This is a genomic window from Lewinellaceae bacterium (assembly GCA_020636105.1).
Classification (GTDB): Bacteria; Bacteroidota; Bacteroidia; order Chitinophagales; family Saprospiraceae; genus BCD1.
The window spans coordinates 586,070-606,957 of the sequence record JACJYL010000002.1 but is presented as its reverse complement, the minus strand read 5'-3'; the positions used below and the strand labels follow the sequence as shown (position 1 = coordinate 606,957).

Genomic DNA, 20,888 nt, shown 5'->3' with positions numbered 1-20,888 from the left:
CGATGACCCAGGATTATCATCTGCCCATATGGACGAGTAATACAGAGATGTCTGAAGGCGAAACTCCACTGATGCGGCTGGCCTGGCCAATGGTTTGTGGCCTTTGTTTGGTCAGTTTTTCACGGGCTTCAATGGAGAGGGAAGCCAGGCTGTGGAAATCAAAATCCTCGCGGATGGCTACCGTCTCGAGCCGGCTCATCTTGTCTACCATTTCCTGTTCCTTCTGAATGTACCCTTCGTATTTGAGGTATATTTCTGCCAGCTCGATTTTTTCCTGATCGAATTGATCCAAAAAAGTATCCACTTCAGGCAGTGCCTTCCGGATGTCAGTAAGGTTTATGTGCGGACGGGACAGCACACTGTGCAATTTTACTTTTTGCTTTAACGCGGCGGAATCTTTGCCTTCGAGGAATCCGTTGAGTTGATCCGGGGAAACGCTCATTTCCCGGATGAAATTTTGGATTTGCCGGGACGCTTCCACCTTTTCGGTCACGTGTTCCATGCGTTCCTCTGCCCCGCTGATGCCTAACTTTTGCGCAAGGGGGGTCAGGCGAATATCGGCATTATCCTGGCGGAGCAGGATGCGGTATTCGGCGCGGGAGGTAAACATGCGGTAGGGTTCGTTGGTACCTTTATTGACGAGGTCATCGATGAGGACCCCGATATAGGCTTCCGAACGTTTCAGTACGAAAGGCTCTTCTTCGCGAATATTCAAAACAGCATTGATTCCGGCCATGAGACCCTGGCTGGCCGCTTCCTCATAACCTGTGGTTCCATTGATCTGTCCGGCAAAAAACAGGTTTTTTACCAAATGGGTCTCCAGGCTGATTTTAAGCTGCGTCGGCGGAAAATAATCATATTCAATGGCATATCCAGGGCGGAACATCTTGGCATTTTCAAACCCCGGGATCATCCGCAACGCTTTGTATTGAACATCTTCAGGCAGGGAAGAGGAAAAACCGTTGACGTAAATCTCTACCGTGTTTTCCCCTTCGGGTTCTACAAACAACTGGTGGCGGTCACGGCTGGAAAAACGATCGATTTTATCTTCGATCGACGGACAATACCTCGGGCCAACTCCCCGGATGCGACCGTTAAACATGGGAGAGCGATCAAACCCCGTTTTTAGAATTTCGTGAACCGTATTGTTGGTGTAGGTAATATGACAAGGAATTTGTTTTTTGAGTTTGGGGGTATCCGTGTAGGAAAATTTTCCGGGGTTTTCGTCGCCCGGTTGTTCTTCCATTTTGCTCCAATCCAGGGAACGTCCGTCGATACGTGGCGGGGTGCCGGTTTTCATCCTTCCGGCTTCAAAACCAAGCTCCACCAACTGGCCGGTGATGCCACGGGCCGCCTTTTCCCCGGCTCTGCCTCCACTAAACTGCTTTTCGCCTATATGAATAATCCCATTGAGGAAGGTGCCGTTGGTGAGAACCACTGTTTTGGCAGGAATTTCAATGCCCAGTCCTGTAATGACACCCTTTACCCGGCCGTCTTTTACTATGAGGCCATTCACCATTTCCTGCCAAAAATCAATATTGGGATGAGCTTCCAGCATCAGACGCCACTTTTCTGCAAAACGCATCCGGTCGCTTTGAGCGCGAGGGCTCCACATGGCTGGCCCTTTGGACAAATTCAGCATTCTAAACTGAATCATGGTATGATCGGTAACGATGCCTGAATATCCTCCCAATGCGTCCACCTCTCTGACGATCTGCCCTTTGGCCACACCGCCCATTGCCGGGTTGCATGACATCTGGGCAATGGTATTCATGTTCATGGTAACGAGCAACACCTTCGCCCCCATATTGCCTGCCGCCACCGCTGCTTCACATCCTGCATGACCTGCTCCTACTACTATGACATCGTATTCCGGAAACATAAATAAATTCTTTTGGCTCTAAATTTTCTTTTCTAAAAAAAATGATTCCCTCATCCTCGCATCCTCCCATTCTCGCATTCTCGCATCCTCACATTCTCGCATCCTCCCATTCTCGCATCCTCCCATTCTCGCATCCTCGCATCCTCACATTCTCACATTCCCTAAATTATTGTTAACGACCGCAAAGTTAGGGCGTTTGTTTTAATGTTTATTATAAATTTGTCTTCTTACGCTCATTTCTGGTATAAACCGATTAAATATGCACTTGTTGAAAACGTTCTTTTTGCTACTCTTTCCTTTACTCTTTTCCTGTAAAAATATTGGCGTCGAAACCATGGAAGCCAAAGTGGGTGACCCTTCTGCATCGGGAAAAAATGCTATGGCCATTGATACCTCATTTACCCTGGACTACTTACGGGGCCATTTCATTCCTTCTAAACATCCGGATTTTGTAAAAGTTGACCCCGCCTATACCGATCATGCGAGGGATTATTATTTACATAAGGAAGCATGGGGAGCTTTTAAAAAAATGGCCGATGCAGCAGCAGGGGAGGGGATCAAACTTTTTATCAAATCGGCGGCCCGGAATTTTGAAGATCAAAAAGGCATTTGGGAAGCAAAGTGGACAGGAGCCCGACTGATCGAAGAGGGAGTGAGCGCCGCAAAACAATATCCGGATCCCAAAACAAGGGCGCTCAAAATATTGCTTTACAGTTCCATGCCCGGCACTTCTCGACATCACTGGGGAACGGATTTTGATCTCAATAATCTGAATCCCGAATATTTCCAAAGCGGGGAAGGGGCCAGAATTTACCAATGGCTGACCGCCAACGCAGGAAATTTCGGTTTTTGCCAGCCGTATTCTCCGAAAGGGCCCGAGCGCCCTGACGGTTATGAAGAAGAGCAGTGGCACTGGTCTTACTTTCCACTTGCAAAACAACTGACGGAACTGGCCCGCCTTGAACTCAAGGATGAAAATATTACGGGTTTTCTCGGATCAGAAACGGCACAAAAGATCGGGGTAGTGGAAAAATATGTGTTGGGCGTTAATAAACAGTGTATGCCGGGCTATTAGCATATTACAGCATTCTCGCAGCATCGCAGCATCAACTTTTTTGCTATATTTACTAAATATTTTTCAATCCGAAAACCTTAAAATATGAAGAATCTTTTCCTGTTGTTATTCGCCAGCTTGTTGACTGGTTTGTTTTTTGCCTCCTGCAGAACCACTTATACCACGGAAAGTTTTCCTGAGAAACAACTTTTCTTTGGCAGCGGTGGTGGATTTACGGGCATGGTAACAGAGTATTTGTTGCTGGATAACGGACAACTGTACAAACATCCTGCTCCGGAGGTTTATGAAGAACTGGACAGGATAAAAAAGAAAAAAGCAGAAAGCTTATACGCCCAATACGATTCTTTGGGATTAGACAATTTGATGTTCAATCAACCAGGAAATATTTATTATTTTATCAGGATGGTCAACGGAGAAAATGAAAATTATCTCAGTTGGAGTGACGAAAGGCCATTACCTGAAGTCGAAATGATGGACTTTTATAAATCTCTGATGGAAACGGTTCGACCTAAAAAATAGGTAATGACCTCATTTAGCGCAAAAAATGGCTGACTGACGACCATATTAAAAAGGTAAATAGGGCGATAATGAGATGCCCGGTTGCCAAAGGGGAGAATTGGTTTCTTAAATCTAAACCATCGATTTTCCTTAGTTAAAAGCGAAATACAAACCAGAACAAGTCGTAAACCAAGTATTCTTATTTTAAAAACCTGCAAAATTGCATTTGTGCAATTACAATTTTATGTTGATGAAAAAAATTAATGCCATCCTGATTTTCATTTATGTGTTTTGCTATGCGACTTTATTGCCTGCTCAAAGCGGAAAACCTGTCGCTCCGGCACATAAACAACCAACAAATTTTCAACCCGAAAACTTCCAGCCCAATGATAAAATGTTACAGGGGATTCCCCGTGCCGAAAGGGTACTTCCTTTGAGGGCCCAGTTTAAGCAGGCGGCCATTCCGGCAGATCTTTCAGGGGGGGGAGCCAAATTAAAAGTGGAAGCAAAAGATAAGGGACTCCCTTTATTCATATCCGGGCAGCTCGGTATTGAAAAACGCAACCTTCCTTTTGAAGAGCAGGTAACGGAATACCTGTATGCGGCTAAATTTCTTATGCAGATAGAGCACCCGGAAGAGGAATTTGTTTTGAGCAAAACGGAAACCGATGAGTTGGGACAAACCCATTTCCGAATGCAACAATACTACCAGGATATTCCGGTTTACGGTGGCCAGGTGATCCTTCACACCAATGCGGAAGGCAATATTCATAGCTTAAATGGCCGGTTTTACCCGACGCCTCGGTTGAAGACCATTACTCCGGATCTTTCTGGAAGCCAGGCCATGAACATTGCCAGAACCGACCTGGCTACTTTCACAACGCTGAAAAATCTTTCCGATTTTGAAAAGCAATATGTCCTGAATGCCGATGCCGCTCCCGAACTAATTGTTTTTCACCAGGAGGCAGATGCTTCAAAAGAATTGTTGTGCTGGAAAATTACGATAGTGCCCAACATGCTTGAGAATTGGGATTATTTTATCGATGCGAAAACCGGAGCCGTTGTTTCAAAAATTAACAACAGTTGTACCTTTTACCCGAATCTGCTCAGGGGAAAAAATGAAGCATTCCACCATGAAGGAATTGGAACAGGAACATCAGCTCCTCTTTTCGGTTCTGGCACCTTTCTTGGCGGGACCACGGCAAATGCCGTTGACCTCAAAGGCATTACCCGAAGCATAAATGTGTTTGAGGATGCCGGTGATTATGTTTTGTTGGATGTGGGGAGGGCAATGTATGATACGGGTTCAGATATTCCGGACAATATGAGCGGGGTTGTCCTGACGCTTGATGCCGTAAATACCAACCCATCCAATGATAATTTCAATGCCAATTACATTTTTGGGAACAGTAACAACACTTGGAACAATCCCAAAGCAGTAAGCGCACATTTCAATGCTGCAGAAAGTTATGAATACTATCGAGGGATCCATTCTCGGAATTCAATCAACTCATCCGGGGGGAATATTGTCGCTTTTATCAATGTGGCAGAATCGGACGGATCGGATATGGACAATGCTTTTTGGAATGGTGCAGCCATGTTTTACGGGAATGGCGACCAGGCTTTCAGCAGTCCGCTGCAAAAATCCCTGGATACCGGCGGGCACGAGATGACCCATGGCGTTGTCGGAAGTTCAGCGGGATTGATTTACCAGGGGCAGGCAGGAGCTTTGAACGAAAGTTTTGCAGATGTTTTCGGGGTGATGATCGAGCCTGATGACTGGAAAGTCGGGGAGGATATCGTCAATCCAAGTGTCTTTCCTTCCGGTGCTTTGCGGGATCTTTCCAATCCCCACCAGGGAGGAACGGGTCTGGGTTCCCCTGGATGGCAACCAGCCCACATGAATGAGTACCAGGATCTGCCCTTTACCAATGCAGGAGATAACGGAGGGGTACATGTAAACAGTGGTATTCCCAACCGGGCTTTTTATTTGTATGCTACTGCCGTTGGCAACAGTGATGCAAGAAAGGTGTATTATCGCGCCTTGACCACTTATCTGACCAACCAGGCGCAGTTTATCGACTGCAGGCTTGCCGTTTTGCAGGCGGCTACCGATTTGTTTGGAGCAGGATCGAATAAGGTGACAGCAGCAGGAAGTGCTTTTGACCAGGTGGGCATTACCGGTACGACCGGTTCCGGCGGAACAGAGGATATTGAGTCCAACACGGGAGAAGATTTCATCCTGTTAACCAATACTGATTTCGACGCGCTTTATCTTTTTGATGGTGCCAATTTTCCCATAGTTTCCAATTCAGGTATCCTGAGCCGGCCAAGTATTACCGACGACGGATCGGCGATTGTATTTGTAGATGATAATAACGATCTCAAATTGTTGTGGTACAATACGGGCACCGGCCAATACGATGAGTCCTACCTGCAGAATAACCCTGAGCATATCTGGAGGAATGTGGCCATTTCAAAGGATGGTTCAAAACTGGCAGCCTTGACTACAGATTGGGATAATTACATTTTTGTTTATGATTTTGATAGCCAGCAGGCTACTTATATCGAAATTTTAAATCCGACGACGCAGCAGGGTGTTTTTACCAACGATGTTCAATATGCTGATTTTATCGAATGGGATTATTCGGGAGAATATTTACTGTATGATGCTTATAATGTGCTGGACGATGATTTCGGAAATACCAGCGACTACTGGGATATCGGATTGATACAGGTATGGAATAATGCCTCCAATGATTTCGGGGACGGGTATGTATTTAAGATATTTAACGGACTGCCGGACAATACCGGGGTAGGGGATCCCAGTTTCTCTAAAAACAGTCCGAATATCATTGCCCTTGATTTTATCGGGGATGCTGAAAATTTTTCCGACTTTACCATATTGGGCGTTGATATTGAAGCAGGTGAGGTGGGCTATATTTACGATAACGACATATTGGGCAGGCCTAATTATTCCATCCAGGATGACGCTTTGATATTTGATGCCCTTTCCCAGACGAATGATGAGATCATAGGCATCGTCAATTTAAACAGTGATAAGATCACTCCTGCCGGCGATCCCGAGTCCTTTATTACCGGCGGAGCCAACTGGGGCGTATGGTTCGCCCGCGGTGAACGTGATTTTACCGCCACGGAAGAGGCGACAACGGCAGACCTGCCTTTGAAAGTGTCCCCCAATCCTTTCAGCGAGAAGGTCACCGTTGAATTTGACCTGACCGAGGGCGCCGCCGCAGCAATAAGCGTTTACGATCTTACCGGAAAACTTCAATTCCACACGACGGAAACCTACGGACAGGGACCTCAAAAGGTTGAATTAAACCTGGGTGGTTTAGCTGCAGGAGCTTATTTTATCCATTTGACCACTGCAGCAGAATTGGGTGTGGTGCGTATTTTGAAAGCGGAATAGCATTGGTGTAAGCAAAAAATCTAAAACACCATTCATCCCGAACTTTGTCAAGGCAAGGTTCGGGATGTTTTTTTATCAGATCCTGATTTCAGGATGGCAGGATTGGGTGGATTCAATTTTTAAGGTAACCCTGGTCCTGGTAGAAAAAAATAGCCTGTAATTTTCAGGTCTTTTCCATGTTCGCAGTCCTATGTTGTGCCATTATTCAAACCCTTGGGCAAAAACTTCTACACCTGCCAAGGCACGCCGGCAGGTAATGAAGTTTAAATTCATTCATTTTCGAGATTGTTCAGAAAAGTATGCCAGACGGGCTGCTTCCACGAGGGCCATGGCGTGCGCCGGCAAATGATACCATTTTTTGAACACCCCCTGTATATCACTTCACCTTTTTTACCTCGATCAAAAACAGATCTTCAGCAATCGCAAAATCCTTTTTGGAAAGTCCTTTCAGGATAATGGTTTGCCAGCTTTTGGTGTTTGGACTCACCATTTGGTAAGCTCCTTTTTGTCCGAGCATAACAGGCATATTGAAACCGGGTACATCTGCTTCCCATTTGTATTTGACTTCCAGGTCGTTGTCTTTTTTGGTGATTTGGTATTGGAGTACCGGGAGCCCCGGGTATTCTAGATACTGGTCGAAAAAAGCCGTATAATCCTTTTGCGTGCAGTTGTTGACATAATCGACAAAATCCTGGGTAGTGATATTTTGGAGTTCAAATTGCTGATAAAACCCATGGAGCAGGTCAAACCATTTGACATCATCATTGATGGTGTGGCGGAGGGTATGGAGTACCCAGGCGCCTTTGTTATAATGGTCGCTAACCTGCCAGTTTTCCCAATTGACATCTTTTGGCCCCAGGATCGGTTCCACATTTCCTAAAAAGAGCCGCTTGGTCTGCATATACCGGACAGCATCCTCATAACTGTAAATACATTCTACGTAAAGCGCCTCCATATAAGTGGCAAAAGACTCGTGGATCCACATTTCACTCAGATCCCTGCAACTAACGCTGTTGCCGAAATACTCATGTGCGGTTTCATGCACGATGATATAGTCCCAATTCATATCCCTGGGGATCATGCCTCCGAGATACCCCCTTTTATAGGCATTGCCATAAGCGATGGCTCCCTGGTGTTCCATCCCCAGGTAGGGCGTTTCGACCATGCCGAAGCCGTCGTTCCAAAAAGGATATTTTCCAAAAAAGCGCTCATAACAGGCTAAAACTTTATGCACCTGTTTGAAATGCTCTTTAGCCTTTTCCAAATTGTAACTCAGCACATAATAATCCAGGTCAAGAGGGGCGCCGTCAAAGGAAGTGTAGGTTTCTGAAAAATGGGCGTAATCCGCGATGTTGAGGGTAACGTTGTAATTGTTGATGGGGTAAGATACGAACCAATGGAACGTATTGCCGTTTTTTTGTGGCTCAACTGAACGCAGGTTACCATTGGCCACGCAGGTAAGGCCGGGAGGAATGGTAATATTAATGCCCATGCTGTCGGGTTCGTCGGAAAGGTGATCTTTATTTGGCCACCAGAGGCTCGCTCCATCGCCTTCGCAGGCCACCCCGATCCAGGGATCTCCCTTCCGGTCCGCGCTCCACACAAAACCACCGTCCCACGGAGGGTTAAAAGCCGGCTGTGGAATGCCGAAATAATAAATTTGAATATTATCTGTTTTCCCTTTTTTCTGAGTCCGGGGGAAATCCACAAAAACAGCATTCTCTTCCCTGCGATAATTCAAGGTTTCTTCTCCGTGTTTAATCTTTAAAATATCCATGTTCTGGAATAGATCCACCTGTAGGGTTTTGAAATCTTCCAGGGTACGGTAAACCATTTTTACATAACCGTTGATACTCCTTTTTTCCGGATCGATTTTTAGGTTCAGATCATAAAAGGTGACATCGAAACAAGTTCGCTCCGGGCGCAACATGCCTCGTAAGGTATCTGCATGGGTAAATTCATAAGGCGCGTGTTGATAAAAATCATGCTGAGCAAAGCAGTTGATGCTGCCCAGAAGTAGGATAAGGCTTATTAGGTTTTTCACGGAATAATTGTTTTAATCAAACAAATTTTTTTGTCCAGTTGTACACTTAAAAAAACGGTTGGCTGTCTTTTTTCTTTAAGAACGTAAATTTAGCCTGGTTTTTTACCTCAAAATGTGGCCTTTTGAAAATTTTACGTCCAAAAAAATGTAAACCGTGAAACAGGTCATTGAAATTCGCGTTCTACTACCGTTTGGGGGAACACAACGATTTCAAAGTTTACGGCAGACAACGATTTGAAAAAAGGAAAAATAACCCCGATTTACTTAATTATCAATTAGTTTTAAGACCATGACATTATTATTCATCACATTGATCTGGGCCTGGATGAAAAGGCGCCAAAGGCTCAAAAGAGTACCTTGCCCGGTAGTTTGTACTCCTCCTCAAAATGAAATTTTCGGAAGACCCCTGCATCACCCGGGGGGAATGAACGAGCGACCATTTTAACTGATCCATTTATTGGCTTCCTTGAATTGATGGGTATTCATTTTGGTAACCAGGTAGTCGATATCCGTCGAAGCATAAATTAATTCCCGGTGTTCGGGAATTACAAACCCTTCTTCCGTCATTTTATCCAGGTGAGCGATAAGGTGGTCGTAATATCCATTAACATTCAACATACCGATAGGCTGTTGCGTTTGTCCAAGTTGGACAAGGGTGATGATCTCGAACATTTCGTCGAGGGTGCCGAATCCTCCAGGTAAAATGATGGCCCCATCGGAGAGTTTGGTCATTTCCACTTTTCTCTGGTGCATGCTGTCGACCAGGAAAAGATGGGTGAGCCCGAGGTGACACACTTCTTTTTCCTTTAAAAAATGAGGAATTACACCGGTTACCACGCCGCCGTTGGTCAAAGCAGCATCAGCCAGGATGCCCATTAAACCGATATTGCCGGCACCGTATATTATTTCAATATTATTTTGAGCCAGGTACGTTCCCAATTGATGGGCAGCTTCGGCATAGGCAGTATCCTTCCCTTTATTTGAACCACAATAAACAGCAATCGAATTCATAATAACAGCAGTTTTTCAGTAGACATAGCAAAGACTTTTTAATTAATTGAAATTCAGTAGTTTGGTATAAATTCCGCTTTCCAGACTATCCTGTGCAATTACATTTAAGTACAATCCTTCTCTTACCGCATAACCTTTGGAGGTAAAAATGCCATAACCTTCAGATAGGTTTGTATACACAGGAACCTGGTTAGAACTCGTAATGCCCAGATTCGCATCTGAAATAGTCAGGTACTCTAAAAATTCAGCACCACCTCCTACAATGTTGATATCCACCCGGAGATTTTTTCTTTCAACGGCAGGATTTTCTTCAATAGCCTGGCCTAAAAATTTGTAAAATTCTTCAGCGGCGAATTTAAAAGTAGATTTGGTTCTTTTTTCATCGTTGAGCAACCTTCGATCAAGTAACCACTCGACGCTTTTATCCACATAGTCACTCGTGTTGGGTACGGATTCCTTGTACCTGATGATCAGGCGGAGGTCAAAAATCTTGGTTTCCTCTCCATGATCCCAGCGTATGGTGATGATCCTGTTATAATCATCAAGGGCCAGCGACTGGTTGGGCAGGTTTTCGCTTGGAATCATAGGTTCCAGCACTTTGGTTGTTCCTTTGATGAGTTTTTCATCATTCCCGGTATTGACGATGATCTGAATGTTTTCCCCTCCTTCAAATCCTGCTTCTTCAGCCTTTATTTTGTAAAGATAATTGGGAGCGTCGGCAAAAACACCGGCATCTCTTTGGTATCCTTCCAGGTTACCATCCACTTTTTCCAGGTCAAATACTTCGCCCGTGTCAATATTTTTGATCTGCACGGTTGCATTGTCATAATACAATGAATCGGGAATTTGAGCAATTTGATTGGCATCACCCCCTGGTTCTAGAAAGGCCTTTTCCACACGTACATAGTGGGCAGTATCGGTAACGGAAATGAATCCGTAAACTACAGGAATGTCTTTCCATTCACCCTCCAGCTGAAAATCTGTCGTGCAGGCAGAGAAAAACAAGGTGACTAACAACAAATAACTAAAGTTTTTCATGAATATCATATTTTTTAAGAGCCTATATTTTTCCGAAAAAAGCTTCTTCAAAAAGAAAGAAAAAGGTTAATGATTAAAAAAAAAGTATCCCACTAAATCTTTCCGGCTTTTCAGTCCGGGAATCTGCTTTCGGCATAAAGTGACGAAATTTAGCTGCGCTCAACTTTAACCCTTTGAACCTCCTCATGGAATTAACACTGAAAAGGCACGGCTTATTTCGGTCGGCAAAGGTAAGCCAATTTTTTCTCTCCAACAATTTTAAATCAACCTTGTATGACGCGTGTATGACGTATGGATTACTTAGTATTTAATCATATTTCCAATAAAATCCGGGACCCCGAATGGGTAGAAATGAATCCTGCTGCATATATTGTGCCCTTAAAATATAAATTATGTCTGTAAGTAAAGAAGTTAAACGGATAACGACGCATGTCTTACGCTCCATGAAAGACAATGGTGAAAAAATAAGCATGTTGACCGCATACGACTATTCGCTCGCGAAAATTGTCGATGAAGCCGGTATTGATGTTATTTTGGTTGGTGATTCTGCCTCCAATGTAATGGCGGGCCATGAAACCACATTGCCCATTACCCTCGATCAGATGATTTATCACGCTTCCTCCGTCATAAGAGCCATCAAACGATCTTTGGTTGTGGTGGATCTGCCTTTCGGGGCTTATCAGGGCAATTCCAAGAAAGCGCTTGCCTCGGCCATCCGTATTATGAAAGAATCCGGTGCCCATGCGGTTAAACTCGAAGGAGGTGCCGAAATCAAAACTTCTATAAAAAGGATATTATCTGCCGGAGTTCCGGTAATGGGACACCTGGGATTGACGCCACAGTCCATATATAAATTCGGAACCTACACCGTTCGGGCAAAAGAAGGAGAAGAAGCTGAAAAGTTGATCAATGATGCCTTATTGTTGGAAAAAATGGGGTGTTTCGCTATTGTGCTGGAAAAAATACCTGCCAATTTGGCTAAAAAAGTTTCGGAATCTCTAAGTATTCCTACCATTGGTATCGGTGCTGGCCCTGATACAGACGGACAAGTACTTGTGCTGCATGATTTACTTGGTTTAAACAAAGATTTTAAACCTCGTTTTTTAAGGCGGTACCTAAACCTCTTTGATGAAATTAAAGGAGCCGTTCAACATTACATTCGGGATGTTAAGGCACTTGATTTTCCAAACGAAAAAGAACAATATTAATTCCGGTGGTACAGTTATTGATCATTAAATACCGACAAGTGATTTGCCCCGGTCTGTTTACGTCAATGCTTTTCGCCAGGTTTTTGACGGTTTCTTTTCGAATCCATGATATAATTTATTGATATTTAATTTATTGTGATGACAAAGTTGATCAGGTATGCTGTAGTGATTTTATTGGCAGCAGTTATTTTTGCAGGTTATTTTTATAAAAAATTCATTGGAGGGCCTGCGGTTCCGGAAGGGTTGGACAGTTATTTTATCGAAATTCCCACCCATTCCGAATTTGACAAAGTTCTCGAAATTCTTAATACCAAAGGTCTGGTCCAGAATAAGGAAATTTTTACCCGGCTGGCGGTTAAAATGAATTATAAACGTTCTCCCATGCGTAGTGGAAGATTTGAAATTTCCCCGGGCTGGAACACCATAGACCTCATTCGTCACCTGCGCAACGGCAAACAGTCTCCTGTTGATGTGGTCATCAATAATGCGCGACTGACGGATGAAGTGGCGGGCAAGGTAGCCCGTTTTATTGAACCGGATTCTTTAACCCTTAAAACGCTTTTTTCCGATCCGGACTATTTGCGAAAAATAAATTATTCTAAAGAAACCCTGATGAGTTTGTTCATTCCGAATACCTATGAATTTTACTGGGATACCACTCCGGAGCAGTTCATGGACAGGATGATTAAAGAACACGATAATTTTTGGAGTAAGAAAAACAGGCTCAAAAAGGCGAAGGCACTCGAAATGACTCCCGCGGAGGTATACACCCTGGCCTCTATTTTAGAAAGGGAAACCCAGCAAAAAAGTGAAAAAAAGAGAATGGCGGGGGTTTATCTCAATCGGCTGGAAAAAGGGATCAGACTCCAGGCAGATCCTACGGCAGTTTTTGCTACCCGTGATTTTGATACCAAAAGGGTGTTGAATTACCACATCAATTTCGATTCTCCCTATAATACTTATATTTATGCCGGATTGCCTCCTGGCCCCATCTCCATGGCCTCTATCGAAAGTATTGATGCCGTCCTCAATGCAGAACAACATGATTATATATTTTTCTGTGCCCGTGGAGATGGTTCCGGATTGCATAATTTTGCCAAAACCCTGGAAGCGCATAACAGGAATGTCCAGATTTATAAAAAAAACCTTGGGTATCGCTAAATGATTTTTTGTTAAATACCTTACGGAAAAATCTCCGGGGAACCCCAAAGAGTGCTCTAAAATCGAAAAATTACGGCACGTTTTTTTTCTCTTGACTTCTATGTCTCTTTTTTCCAAAATTGCAAAATCATTACTTGGAAATTTTGTAACAAATTCTCAATCTTTACGTAAATTTAAGTGTACTGTTTTGAAGGATGATACTCTTCGAAATATAATTTTTGTATTTAAACGCAAGGGAACTTAATATTTGCCTTGCATTTTTGTAGCCCTGTCCAGTCTGGTTTTTTATGATCACCGGATTAAGAGATGAATTCAGTTTTCATTACAGGCGCGGAAAGTAACAACCGGTCGAAAGGTTCCGATAATGGTGATCAAAACCGTTGGAGCGGAATAACCAAGGGTGAAAACTTTTTTCCAAAACTTTTTTCTTTTTTGAATAGATAAAAATCCCCGATTAATGAATAGTCTAAATTACCCTTTACTTCAGTTCCTTTATGGCAGGCTCTTTTGGGGCATGTTTGCATTGGCTTCTTTTAGCAGTGTGGCATGGGGACAGGCCTTTTCTGACGAGACGGCCGTTACGGGCATTGCTTTGATCCATGATGGAACCGGCATCCCGGGGGATATTCAGTCTATTGGCAGTGGAGCAGTTTGGTTTGATTACAACAATGACGGTTATCTCGATCTGTATGTCACGATGCGACTGGAAGGGAATAAATTATACAGAAACAATGGAGACGGAACTTTTACCGATGTTGCTTCCATGCTGGGGGTGGCAGACGCAGGACATGACGGATCAGGGGCTGCGGCGGCTGATTTCAATAATGACGGCTGGCAGGATCTGTTTCTGGCCAACGGAAACCAGGATGTTCTTTTCAAAAACAATAACGGAACCTCTTTTACCAATATAACAGCAAGTGCAGGGATCAGTACGACGGATCAATCCCGGGGGGCTTCTGCCTCCTGGGCAGATTATGACCAGGACGGTTTCCTGGATCTTTATGTGGCCAATCACAATATGGTGCCCGGGTACTCCAATGGTTCCACTCAGGACAGGTTGTATCATAATAATGGCAATGAGACTTTTACAGACGTTTCAGAAGTCCTTTCGGCATCTGGAATAATTACAGGGTTTGGTTTTATTGGTGGCTGGACCGACTTCGACAGGGATGGTGACCCGGACCTCTTTTTGGTGAATGATTGTTTGTCAACCAATCTTATTTCAATGAAAATTTTTAGGAATGACGGGGATACTCATCCGACGCTCAGCTGGAAATTTACCGAAGTAAGTATCTCGGTGGGCGTTGATGATTGTGCCAATGGAATGGGGATCTCGGTGGGCGATTATAACAAAGACGGATGGATGGATGTCTTTTATTCAGACATCGGACCGGCCAATTTGTTCCAAAATATTAATGGCACCTTTTCCAATGTGACGAATACTGCGGGAGTGGGAGATCAGGTTTGGCCGGATTTCTCCTGGGGAAACTGTTTTTTTGATTATGATCTGGATGGCTGGCCGGACCTTTTTTTGGTATTGGGATCCCATCATTACCCGGCTTCTGAAGAGCCAAAACCCAATATGTTGTTTCATAATAAGGGGAACGGGATTAATTTTACGGATGTATCAGCAGCCATGAATATGAACGACGAAGGACGCGCCCGTACCGCCGTTTATGGAGATTATGACAATGACGGGGATCCGGATATGTTTATTGTTAATTACGGAGAACCCGTCCTTTTAATGCGAAATAACAATTCAAATGGCAATCATTTTTTGAAAGTCCATTTGATCGGAACGGTGAGTAATTCAGATGGAATTGGTTCTTACCTTAAGCTAACCACATCGGACGGAATGAGCCAATATTTTGAAACACGTAGCGGTTCCAGTCTTGGCGGCGGGGACGCTATAGACGCTTATTTTGGTTTGGGCAGCAATACCCAGGTGACTTCTCTTGAAATCACCTGGCCTTCCGGGATCATTCAGGTTATCGAAAATATCAGCGCCGATCAATATATAACGGCAGTTGAGTCTGATGATCCATGTGTTAATGTTTCCATATCGGCACCTGAGGCAGTTAATGCGGAAGCCTGCCAGGGCGAAGCCTTTCCCGCTTTGATGGCCATTGCAGAACCCGGACTGGAGGTGAATTGGTACAATAGTCCCACTGATGGATCCTTACTGGCCCAAAGTTCCACGACCTACACTCCGACAGGAGCGGGCACTTTTTACGCCGAAACCCAGGATCCTTCGACGGGCTGCAAGAGCGCTACCCGAACAGCGGTGACACTAATCATCCACGAGAACCCGACGGTGAATGGGGGGTTGAACGAATTTGCGTGCCAGGGGACGCCGGTGACGTTTACGGCGGTAGCGGCTGGCGGTGACGGGAACTACAGTTTTGCCTGGCCCAACGGGCTGAGTAATACGGCTCAGCTTACAGTAGCGCCCCCGACGCATACGAGTTATACGGTGACGGTGACGGACGGCAACGGCTGCACCGGCACGGATGTAGTGACGGCCGTGGTTTATGAATTGCCGACGGTGATGGCCTCAGCAGATGGGACGATCTGTTCCGGAGTATGCACGACCCTTGGGGCTTCTGCCAGCGGCGGCACCTCTCCCTACAGTTACAGCTGGAGTGGCGGCAGCGCACAGGTATGCCCGACCACCACCACTGTTTATACGGTAACGGTAACGGATAATCACGGCTGCGAGGATACGGACGAACAAATGATCAATGTACTGCCCACTCCGGTTGCGAATGCGGGCATGGATGGGAATGTATGCGCCGGGGACTGTTATACTTTTGCGCCTTCGGCAAGTGGAGGGGAGATGCCCTACACTTTTCAGTGGAGCGGAGTGCAGCAAACGGAGGTTTGTCCTGCTGAAACGACCACCTACACCCTGACGGTGACGGGCAACAACGGCTGCAGTGCCACGGATGACCTGACGCTGACGGTAGTGGATCTTCCCCAGGTTGATGCAGGAACGGATGAGAACCTTTGCCAGGGAGCGTGTTATACCTTTGCGCCAACGGCAAGCGGTGGCACGGGCAGCTACGGCTACGCCTGGAGCAGTGGCACGACAGAAGTATGCCCGACACAAACCACCCCCTACACGGTAACCGTCACCGATGGCAACGGGTGCAGCAGCACCGACCAGATCACCCTAAATGTATTCGATCTTCCGACGGTGAATGCCGGGGATGATGTGAGCCTCTGCCTGGGGGCCTGTTATACTTTTACCCCCTCAGGTAGTGGCGGTTCAGGCACCTACAGTTACGCCTGGAGCGGTGGCCAGACGACGGTCTGTCCGGAAAGCACGATGAGCTACACGGTGACGATCACCGACGGCAACGGCTGCACTTCAACGGATGAAATCACCATCGAAGTGTTCTCCCTGCCGCAGGCCAGTGCAGGATCGGACCAGAGTTTTTGCGAGGGAGGATGTTATACCTTTTTCCCGACAGCGACGGGAGGTTCTGGCGGTTACAGCTACGCCTGGAGCAGTGGCACCACAGAAGTATGCCCGACACAAACGACGAATTATACCCTGACGGTCACGGACAGCAATGGCTGTGCAGCCACCGATGAACTGATGATTACAGTTTGGGAGGTGCCGACAGTAGATGCAGGAGCCGATATAAATCTTTGCCAGGGAGCGTGTTATACCTTTGCCCCAACCACAAGCGGTGGCACGGGCAGTTACAGCTACGCCTGGAGCAGCGGCACCACTGAAGTGTGTCCCACCCAGACGACAAGTTACACGGTAACGGTAACCGATGGCAACGGCTGTAGCAGCACCGACCAGATCACCGTGAATGTATTCGATCTTCCGACAGTGAATGCAGGGGATGATGCGAGTATATGCGCCGGAGATTGTTATACGTTCAGTCCTTCTGCTTTTGGAGGCTCCGGAAATTACAGTTATGCTTGGAGCAGTGGCCAGGCCACGGTCTGCCCTGCCGGAACGACGACCTATACGGTGACCGTAACGGATGCCAACGGCTGCACGGCTACGGATGAAATAATGATCAGTGTAACGATGCCTCCTTCGGCCAACGCAGGAAATGACGTGGCTCTTTGTGTGGGCGATTGTTATACCTTCGAACCTGTGGCGGGGGGCGGCAGTCCTCCCTACAACTTCAGCTGGAGCGGAGACGGCTCCACCACGGTATGTCCTTCGCAGACGACGACCTACATCCTGACGGTAACGGATACCAACGGCTGCAGCGCCCAGGATAATATCCAGGTGACGGTCCACAGTCTTCCTTCACTTGATGCAGGATCGGATGTGGTGATCTGTGAAGGATCGTGTTACACCTTTGCTCCAACGGCGAGCGGCGGCTCGGGCAGTTATAGCTATAGCTGGAGCAGCGTTACAACAGAAGTATGTCCTATCCAAACCACGACCTATACGGTAACGGTAACGGACGGCAACGGCTGCAGCGTGATGGATGGTTTGACGGTTTTCGTCTCGCCTTTGCCTGAAGCCTTTGCCGGAGCCGATGTGACGCTGTGTCCGGGAGATTGCTATACTTTTAATCCTACCGGCTCCGAAGGTGCCGAACCTTATACTTACGCCTGGAGCGGAAATGAGAGCACGGTGTGTCCCTCCCAAACGAGCACTTATACGGTAACGCTCACGGATGCGAATGGCTGCACGGCGACGGACGACCTGACACTGTCTGTGCTTCCGCCACTGGCAACGGTTGCTGCATCGGACGCGTCCCTGTGCCCGGGCGACTGCTACACCCTGAGTGCGACTGCGACAGGGGGCAGTGGCAGTTATACCTACGCCTGGAGCGGCAATGAAACGACGGTTTGCCCGAACCAGACAACTACTTACACGGTAACGGCTACGGACAGCAACGGCTGCACAGCCCAGGATGAGTTAACCCTGACGGTTTATGACCCGACCTCGCCCCTTGCGGTGAGTAAGGAACTATGCGAAGGAGACTGTGTGGATTATGCGGCATCGACCTTTGAGTTGATGGCTTTTGTAATCGAAGGAGAAACGACCTCCGGGCTTACATTTTGTGAGGCGGGCACTTATACGATAGAAGCGCTGGACGGGAACGGTTGCACGACGAGCGTGACCTTTACCATTGAGGTAACAGCACCGCCGACAGCTAATGCAGGCGCTGACCAGACGCTGACATGCTCGGTGACGGAAGTGACCATAGGTCAAAATCTTCCCGAAGACGGCATCGCTTACAGCTGGTCGAACGGCATAAATACTCCTCAACAAACAATAAACGAAGCGGGCACCTATGTACTGACGGCCACCAACACGGCCCTGGGCTGCAGTACCACGGATGAGGTGGAAATAACAATGAACACGACCCCACCGACAGCAGATGCAGGAACAGACCTTGAACTGACCTGCGCCCACCCCACCGCCCTGGCCAATGGCAACTCCTCTTCCCAGGGCACCGGGTACAGCTACCAGTGGACCACCACAGAGGGCACGATCCTCAACGGAGGGATGACCCTGATGCCCGAATTATCAGCTCCGGGCACTTATTTGCTGACGGTGTTGAACAGTGAGAACGGTTGTGTGTCGCAGGATGAACTGACGGTGACGGAAGCGGAGCTGCCGGAACTGGCATTACAAAACCTCACGCATGTCGAGTGCCCGGATGGCGCCACAGGCAGCATCACGGTAGGGGGCACAGGCGGGGCAGACACTTATAGTTACGCCTGGTCGAATGGAGCAACGGGGGCGACCATAGGCGATCTGTCGGCCGGAATGTACACGGTAACCCTGACGGATGGCAACAGCTGCGAGGTGTCATTATCGATCCAGGTTACGGATCCTCCGGCGATCGTACTGGTATTGTCAGCGACGGCAGAGACCGGCAGCAGTGCCAATGACGGAAGTATTACCGCGACGGTGAGCGGCGGCACGCCAGGATACGAATACCTGTGGAGCACGGGCGGTACTGGCTCAACGATAGAGAACCTCTCTCCGGCATTGTATCATCTGAGTGTCACAGACAGCAACGGGTGTATGAAAATAGATTCAGCCAGGGTGAACAGTTTTGACTGCCAGAGCATAACAACGCAGACGACAGCAAACAACTACATCTGCCCGGGCAGCAGTTCGGGCAGCCTCAGCATAGATGAAATAACGGGAGGCACTGCTCCATACAACATCCTTTGGTCGACGGGGAGCAGCGCGATAAGTATAGGAAGCCTGGCAGGAGGGCATTATTCGACGACGATTACGGATGCGAACAATTGCGAGGTGATTCTTCCCTTCGATGTGACGGAAGAAGATACGATCGCCCCGACACTGATCACCCAGGACATCACGGTGTACCTCGATGAAAACGGGACGGCTGAATTAACGGCAGCAATGATCGACGGGGGCAGCAGCGACAACTGCTCAGCCGTGAGTTTTGAACTCAATAATACAGCGCTTAACTGCACGAACACGGGCAGTCAGGAATACGCCGTAAAACTGTGGGATGAAAACGGCAACTCCGACAGCACAACCGTAATGATCACGGTGCTGGATACGATCGCCCCGGTGTTTATCTTTTGTCCGGAGAATGTGGTGTCGATGAACTGCCTGGCCGTGGAATATGAATTACCTGAGGCGGAGGATAATTGCGGGATTGAAACGATGACCCAAACCGAAGGACTGTCAACAGGCTCAACATTTGTGGAGGGCGTTACACCGATCGTCTATCAGGTCAGCGATGCATCAGGCAATACCGCCACCTGTAGTTTTACCGTAACGGTGGAAAACACCCTTGAAGTTGAATCGACTTTTAGCGCATACAGCTGTGATCCGGTGTACCCGTTTACCGCAACACTAACCGCCACAGGCGGCACAGCGGAATACAGCTATTTGTGGAATGATAGCAGTACAAGCCAGGAAACAATCCTCGCCGCACCGGGTCCGTGGAGCTGGACGGTCACGGACAGCCAGGGCTGTGAACAAAGTGGTGAGATAACGGCCACCATACCGGATACGATCAGCATAACCCTGATCGCCACTGCTTCAACAGATATGGAGTGGAATGGCGCGATTGATGCCACGGTGACCGGCGGATCAGGGACATACGGATTCGAATGGCGCGATGAGATGGGGAACTTATTTGCCACGGGAGAGGATTTGGACGGCATACCGGCTGGGAATTATTGCTTGTGGGTATTTGATGAGGATGGCTGTATTGCGGGGGAATGTGTGGAGGTGGAAAATATCACCGGAACAGGCAATATAGCCCTGGACCAGTCCATTGTGTTGTCGCCCAACCCGACGTCTAATATTCTCAGGGTACAGTTCGATTTACCAAAAAAAGAAAAGGCCACCCTCAACCTGTTGGACATCAACGGCCACCAGCTGTGGCAAACAGAGAAAAGGGCCGAAGTGGATGAGGTGGAAGTGGACATGAGGGTTTTTTCGGAAGGAGTGTACCTCTTAAAGATTGTGACGGAGAACGGTATGATAGTGAAAAGGGTGGTGGTGAACAAGTGAAAATATTTCTGATTTTGAAAATTACGAGTAGGATCGATAAACGTTTCTG

At 47.0% G+C, this 20,888-nt stretch carries 10 protein-coding genes; 6 read left to right on the top strand and 4 right to left on the bottom strand.

Annotated features, from left to right (window positions below; all coding sequences use genetic code 11):
- Window positions 1–16 precede the first annotated feature (16 nt).
- Entirely contained in the window at window positions 17–1,882 is a 1,866-nt protein-coding gene (mnmG, locus tag H6571_19705) for a tRNA uridine-5-carboxymethylaminomethyl(34) synthesis enzyme MnmG (protein MCB9325974.1), read from the bottom strand.
- Window positions 1,883–2,141: 259 nt separating this feature from the next.
- Between mnmG and H6571_19700 the strand changes: the two genes are divergently transcribed.
- The 3 genes from H6571_19700 (at window position 2,142) to H6571_19690 (ending at window position 6,885) form a co-directional block, all read left to right on the top strand.
- A complete protein-coding gene (locus H6571_19700; GenBank protein ID MCB9325973.1) occupies window positions 2,142–2,957 on the top strand; it encodes a M15 family metallopeptidase in 816 nt (271 codons plus the stop codon).
- An 84-nt stretch (window positions 2,958–3,041) separates the two neighbouring features.
- Window positions 3,042–3,476 carry a hypothetical protein gene (locus H6571_19695; GenBank protein MCB9325972.1) on the top strand — a complete coding sequence of 145 codons (435 nt, stop codon included), beginning with the start codon at window positions 3,042–3,044 and terminating at the stop codon, window positions 3,474–3,476.
- Between the two features lie 229 nt (window positions 3,477–3,705).
- Window positions 3,706–6,885 (top strand): M4 family metallopeptidase, encoded by a 3,180-nt coding sequence (locus H6571_19690; GenBank protein MCB9325971.1) that lies wholly within the window; start codon window positions 3,706–3,708, stop codon window positions 6,883–6,885.
- A gap of 376 nt (window positions 6,886–7,261) precedes the next feature.
- On the opposite strand, the gene H6571_19685 is transcribed toward H6571_19690, so the two are convergent.
- From H6571_19685 to H6571_19675, 3 genes are all read right to left on the bottom strand, one after another.
- Window positions 7,262–8,929 (bottom strand): M1 family metallopeptidase, encoded by a 1,668-nt coding sequence (locus H6571_19685; GenBank protein ID MCB9325970.1) that lies wholly within the window; start codon window positions 8,927–8,929, stop codon window positions 7,262–7,264.
- Window positions 8,930–9,370: 441 nt separating this feature from the next.
- Window positions 9,371–9,940, bottom strand: coding sequence for a TIGR00730 family Rossman fold protein (locus H6571_19680; GenBank protein ID MCB9325969.1), 570 nt, complete (start codon window positions 9,938–9,940; stop codon window positions 9,371–9,373).
- Window positions 9,941–9,982: 42 nt separating this feature from the next.
- Entirely contained in the window at window positions 9,983–10,978 is a 996-nt protein-coding gene (locus H6571_19675; GenBank protein MCB9325968.1) for a DUF4249 family protein, read from the bottom strand.
- 392 nt (window positions 10,979–11,370) lie between these two features.
- Here H6571_19675 and panB point away from each other — a divergent pair, with 392 nt between their 5' ends.
- From panB to H6571_19660, 3 genes are all read left to right on the top strand, one after another.
- Window positions 11,371–12,186 carry a 3-methyl-2-oxobutanoate hydroxymethyltransferase gene (gene panB / locus H6571_19670; protein MCB9325967.1) on the top strand — a complete coding sequence of 272 codons (816 nt, stop codon included), beginning with the start codon at window positions 11,371–11,373 and terminating at the stop codon, window positions 12,184–12,186.
- A gap of 138 nt (window positions 12,187–12,324) precedes the next feature.
- Window positions 12,325–13,347 carry an endolytic transglycosylase MltG gene (mltG, locus tag H6571_19665; GenBank protein MCB9325966.1) on the top strand — a complete coding sequence of 341 codons (1,023 nt, stop codon included), beginning with the start codon at window positions 12,325–12,327 and terminating at the stop codon, window positions 13,345–13,347.
- A gap of 457 nt (window positions 13,348–13,804) precedes the next feature.
- A complete protein-coding gene (locus H6571_19660) occupies window positions 13,805–20,839 on the top strand; it encodes a VCBS repeat-containing protein (GenBank protein ID MCB9325965.1) in 7,035 nt (2,344 codons plus the stop codon).
- The last annotated feature ends 49 nt before the right edge of the window (window positions 20,840–20,888 follow it).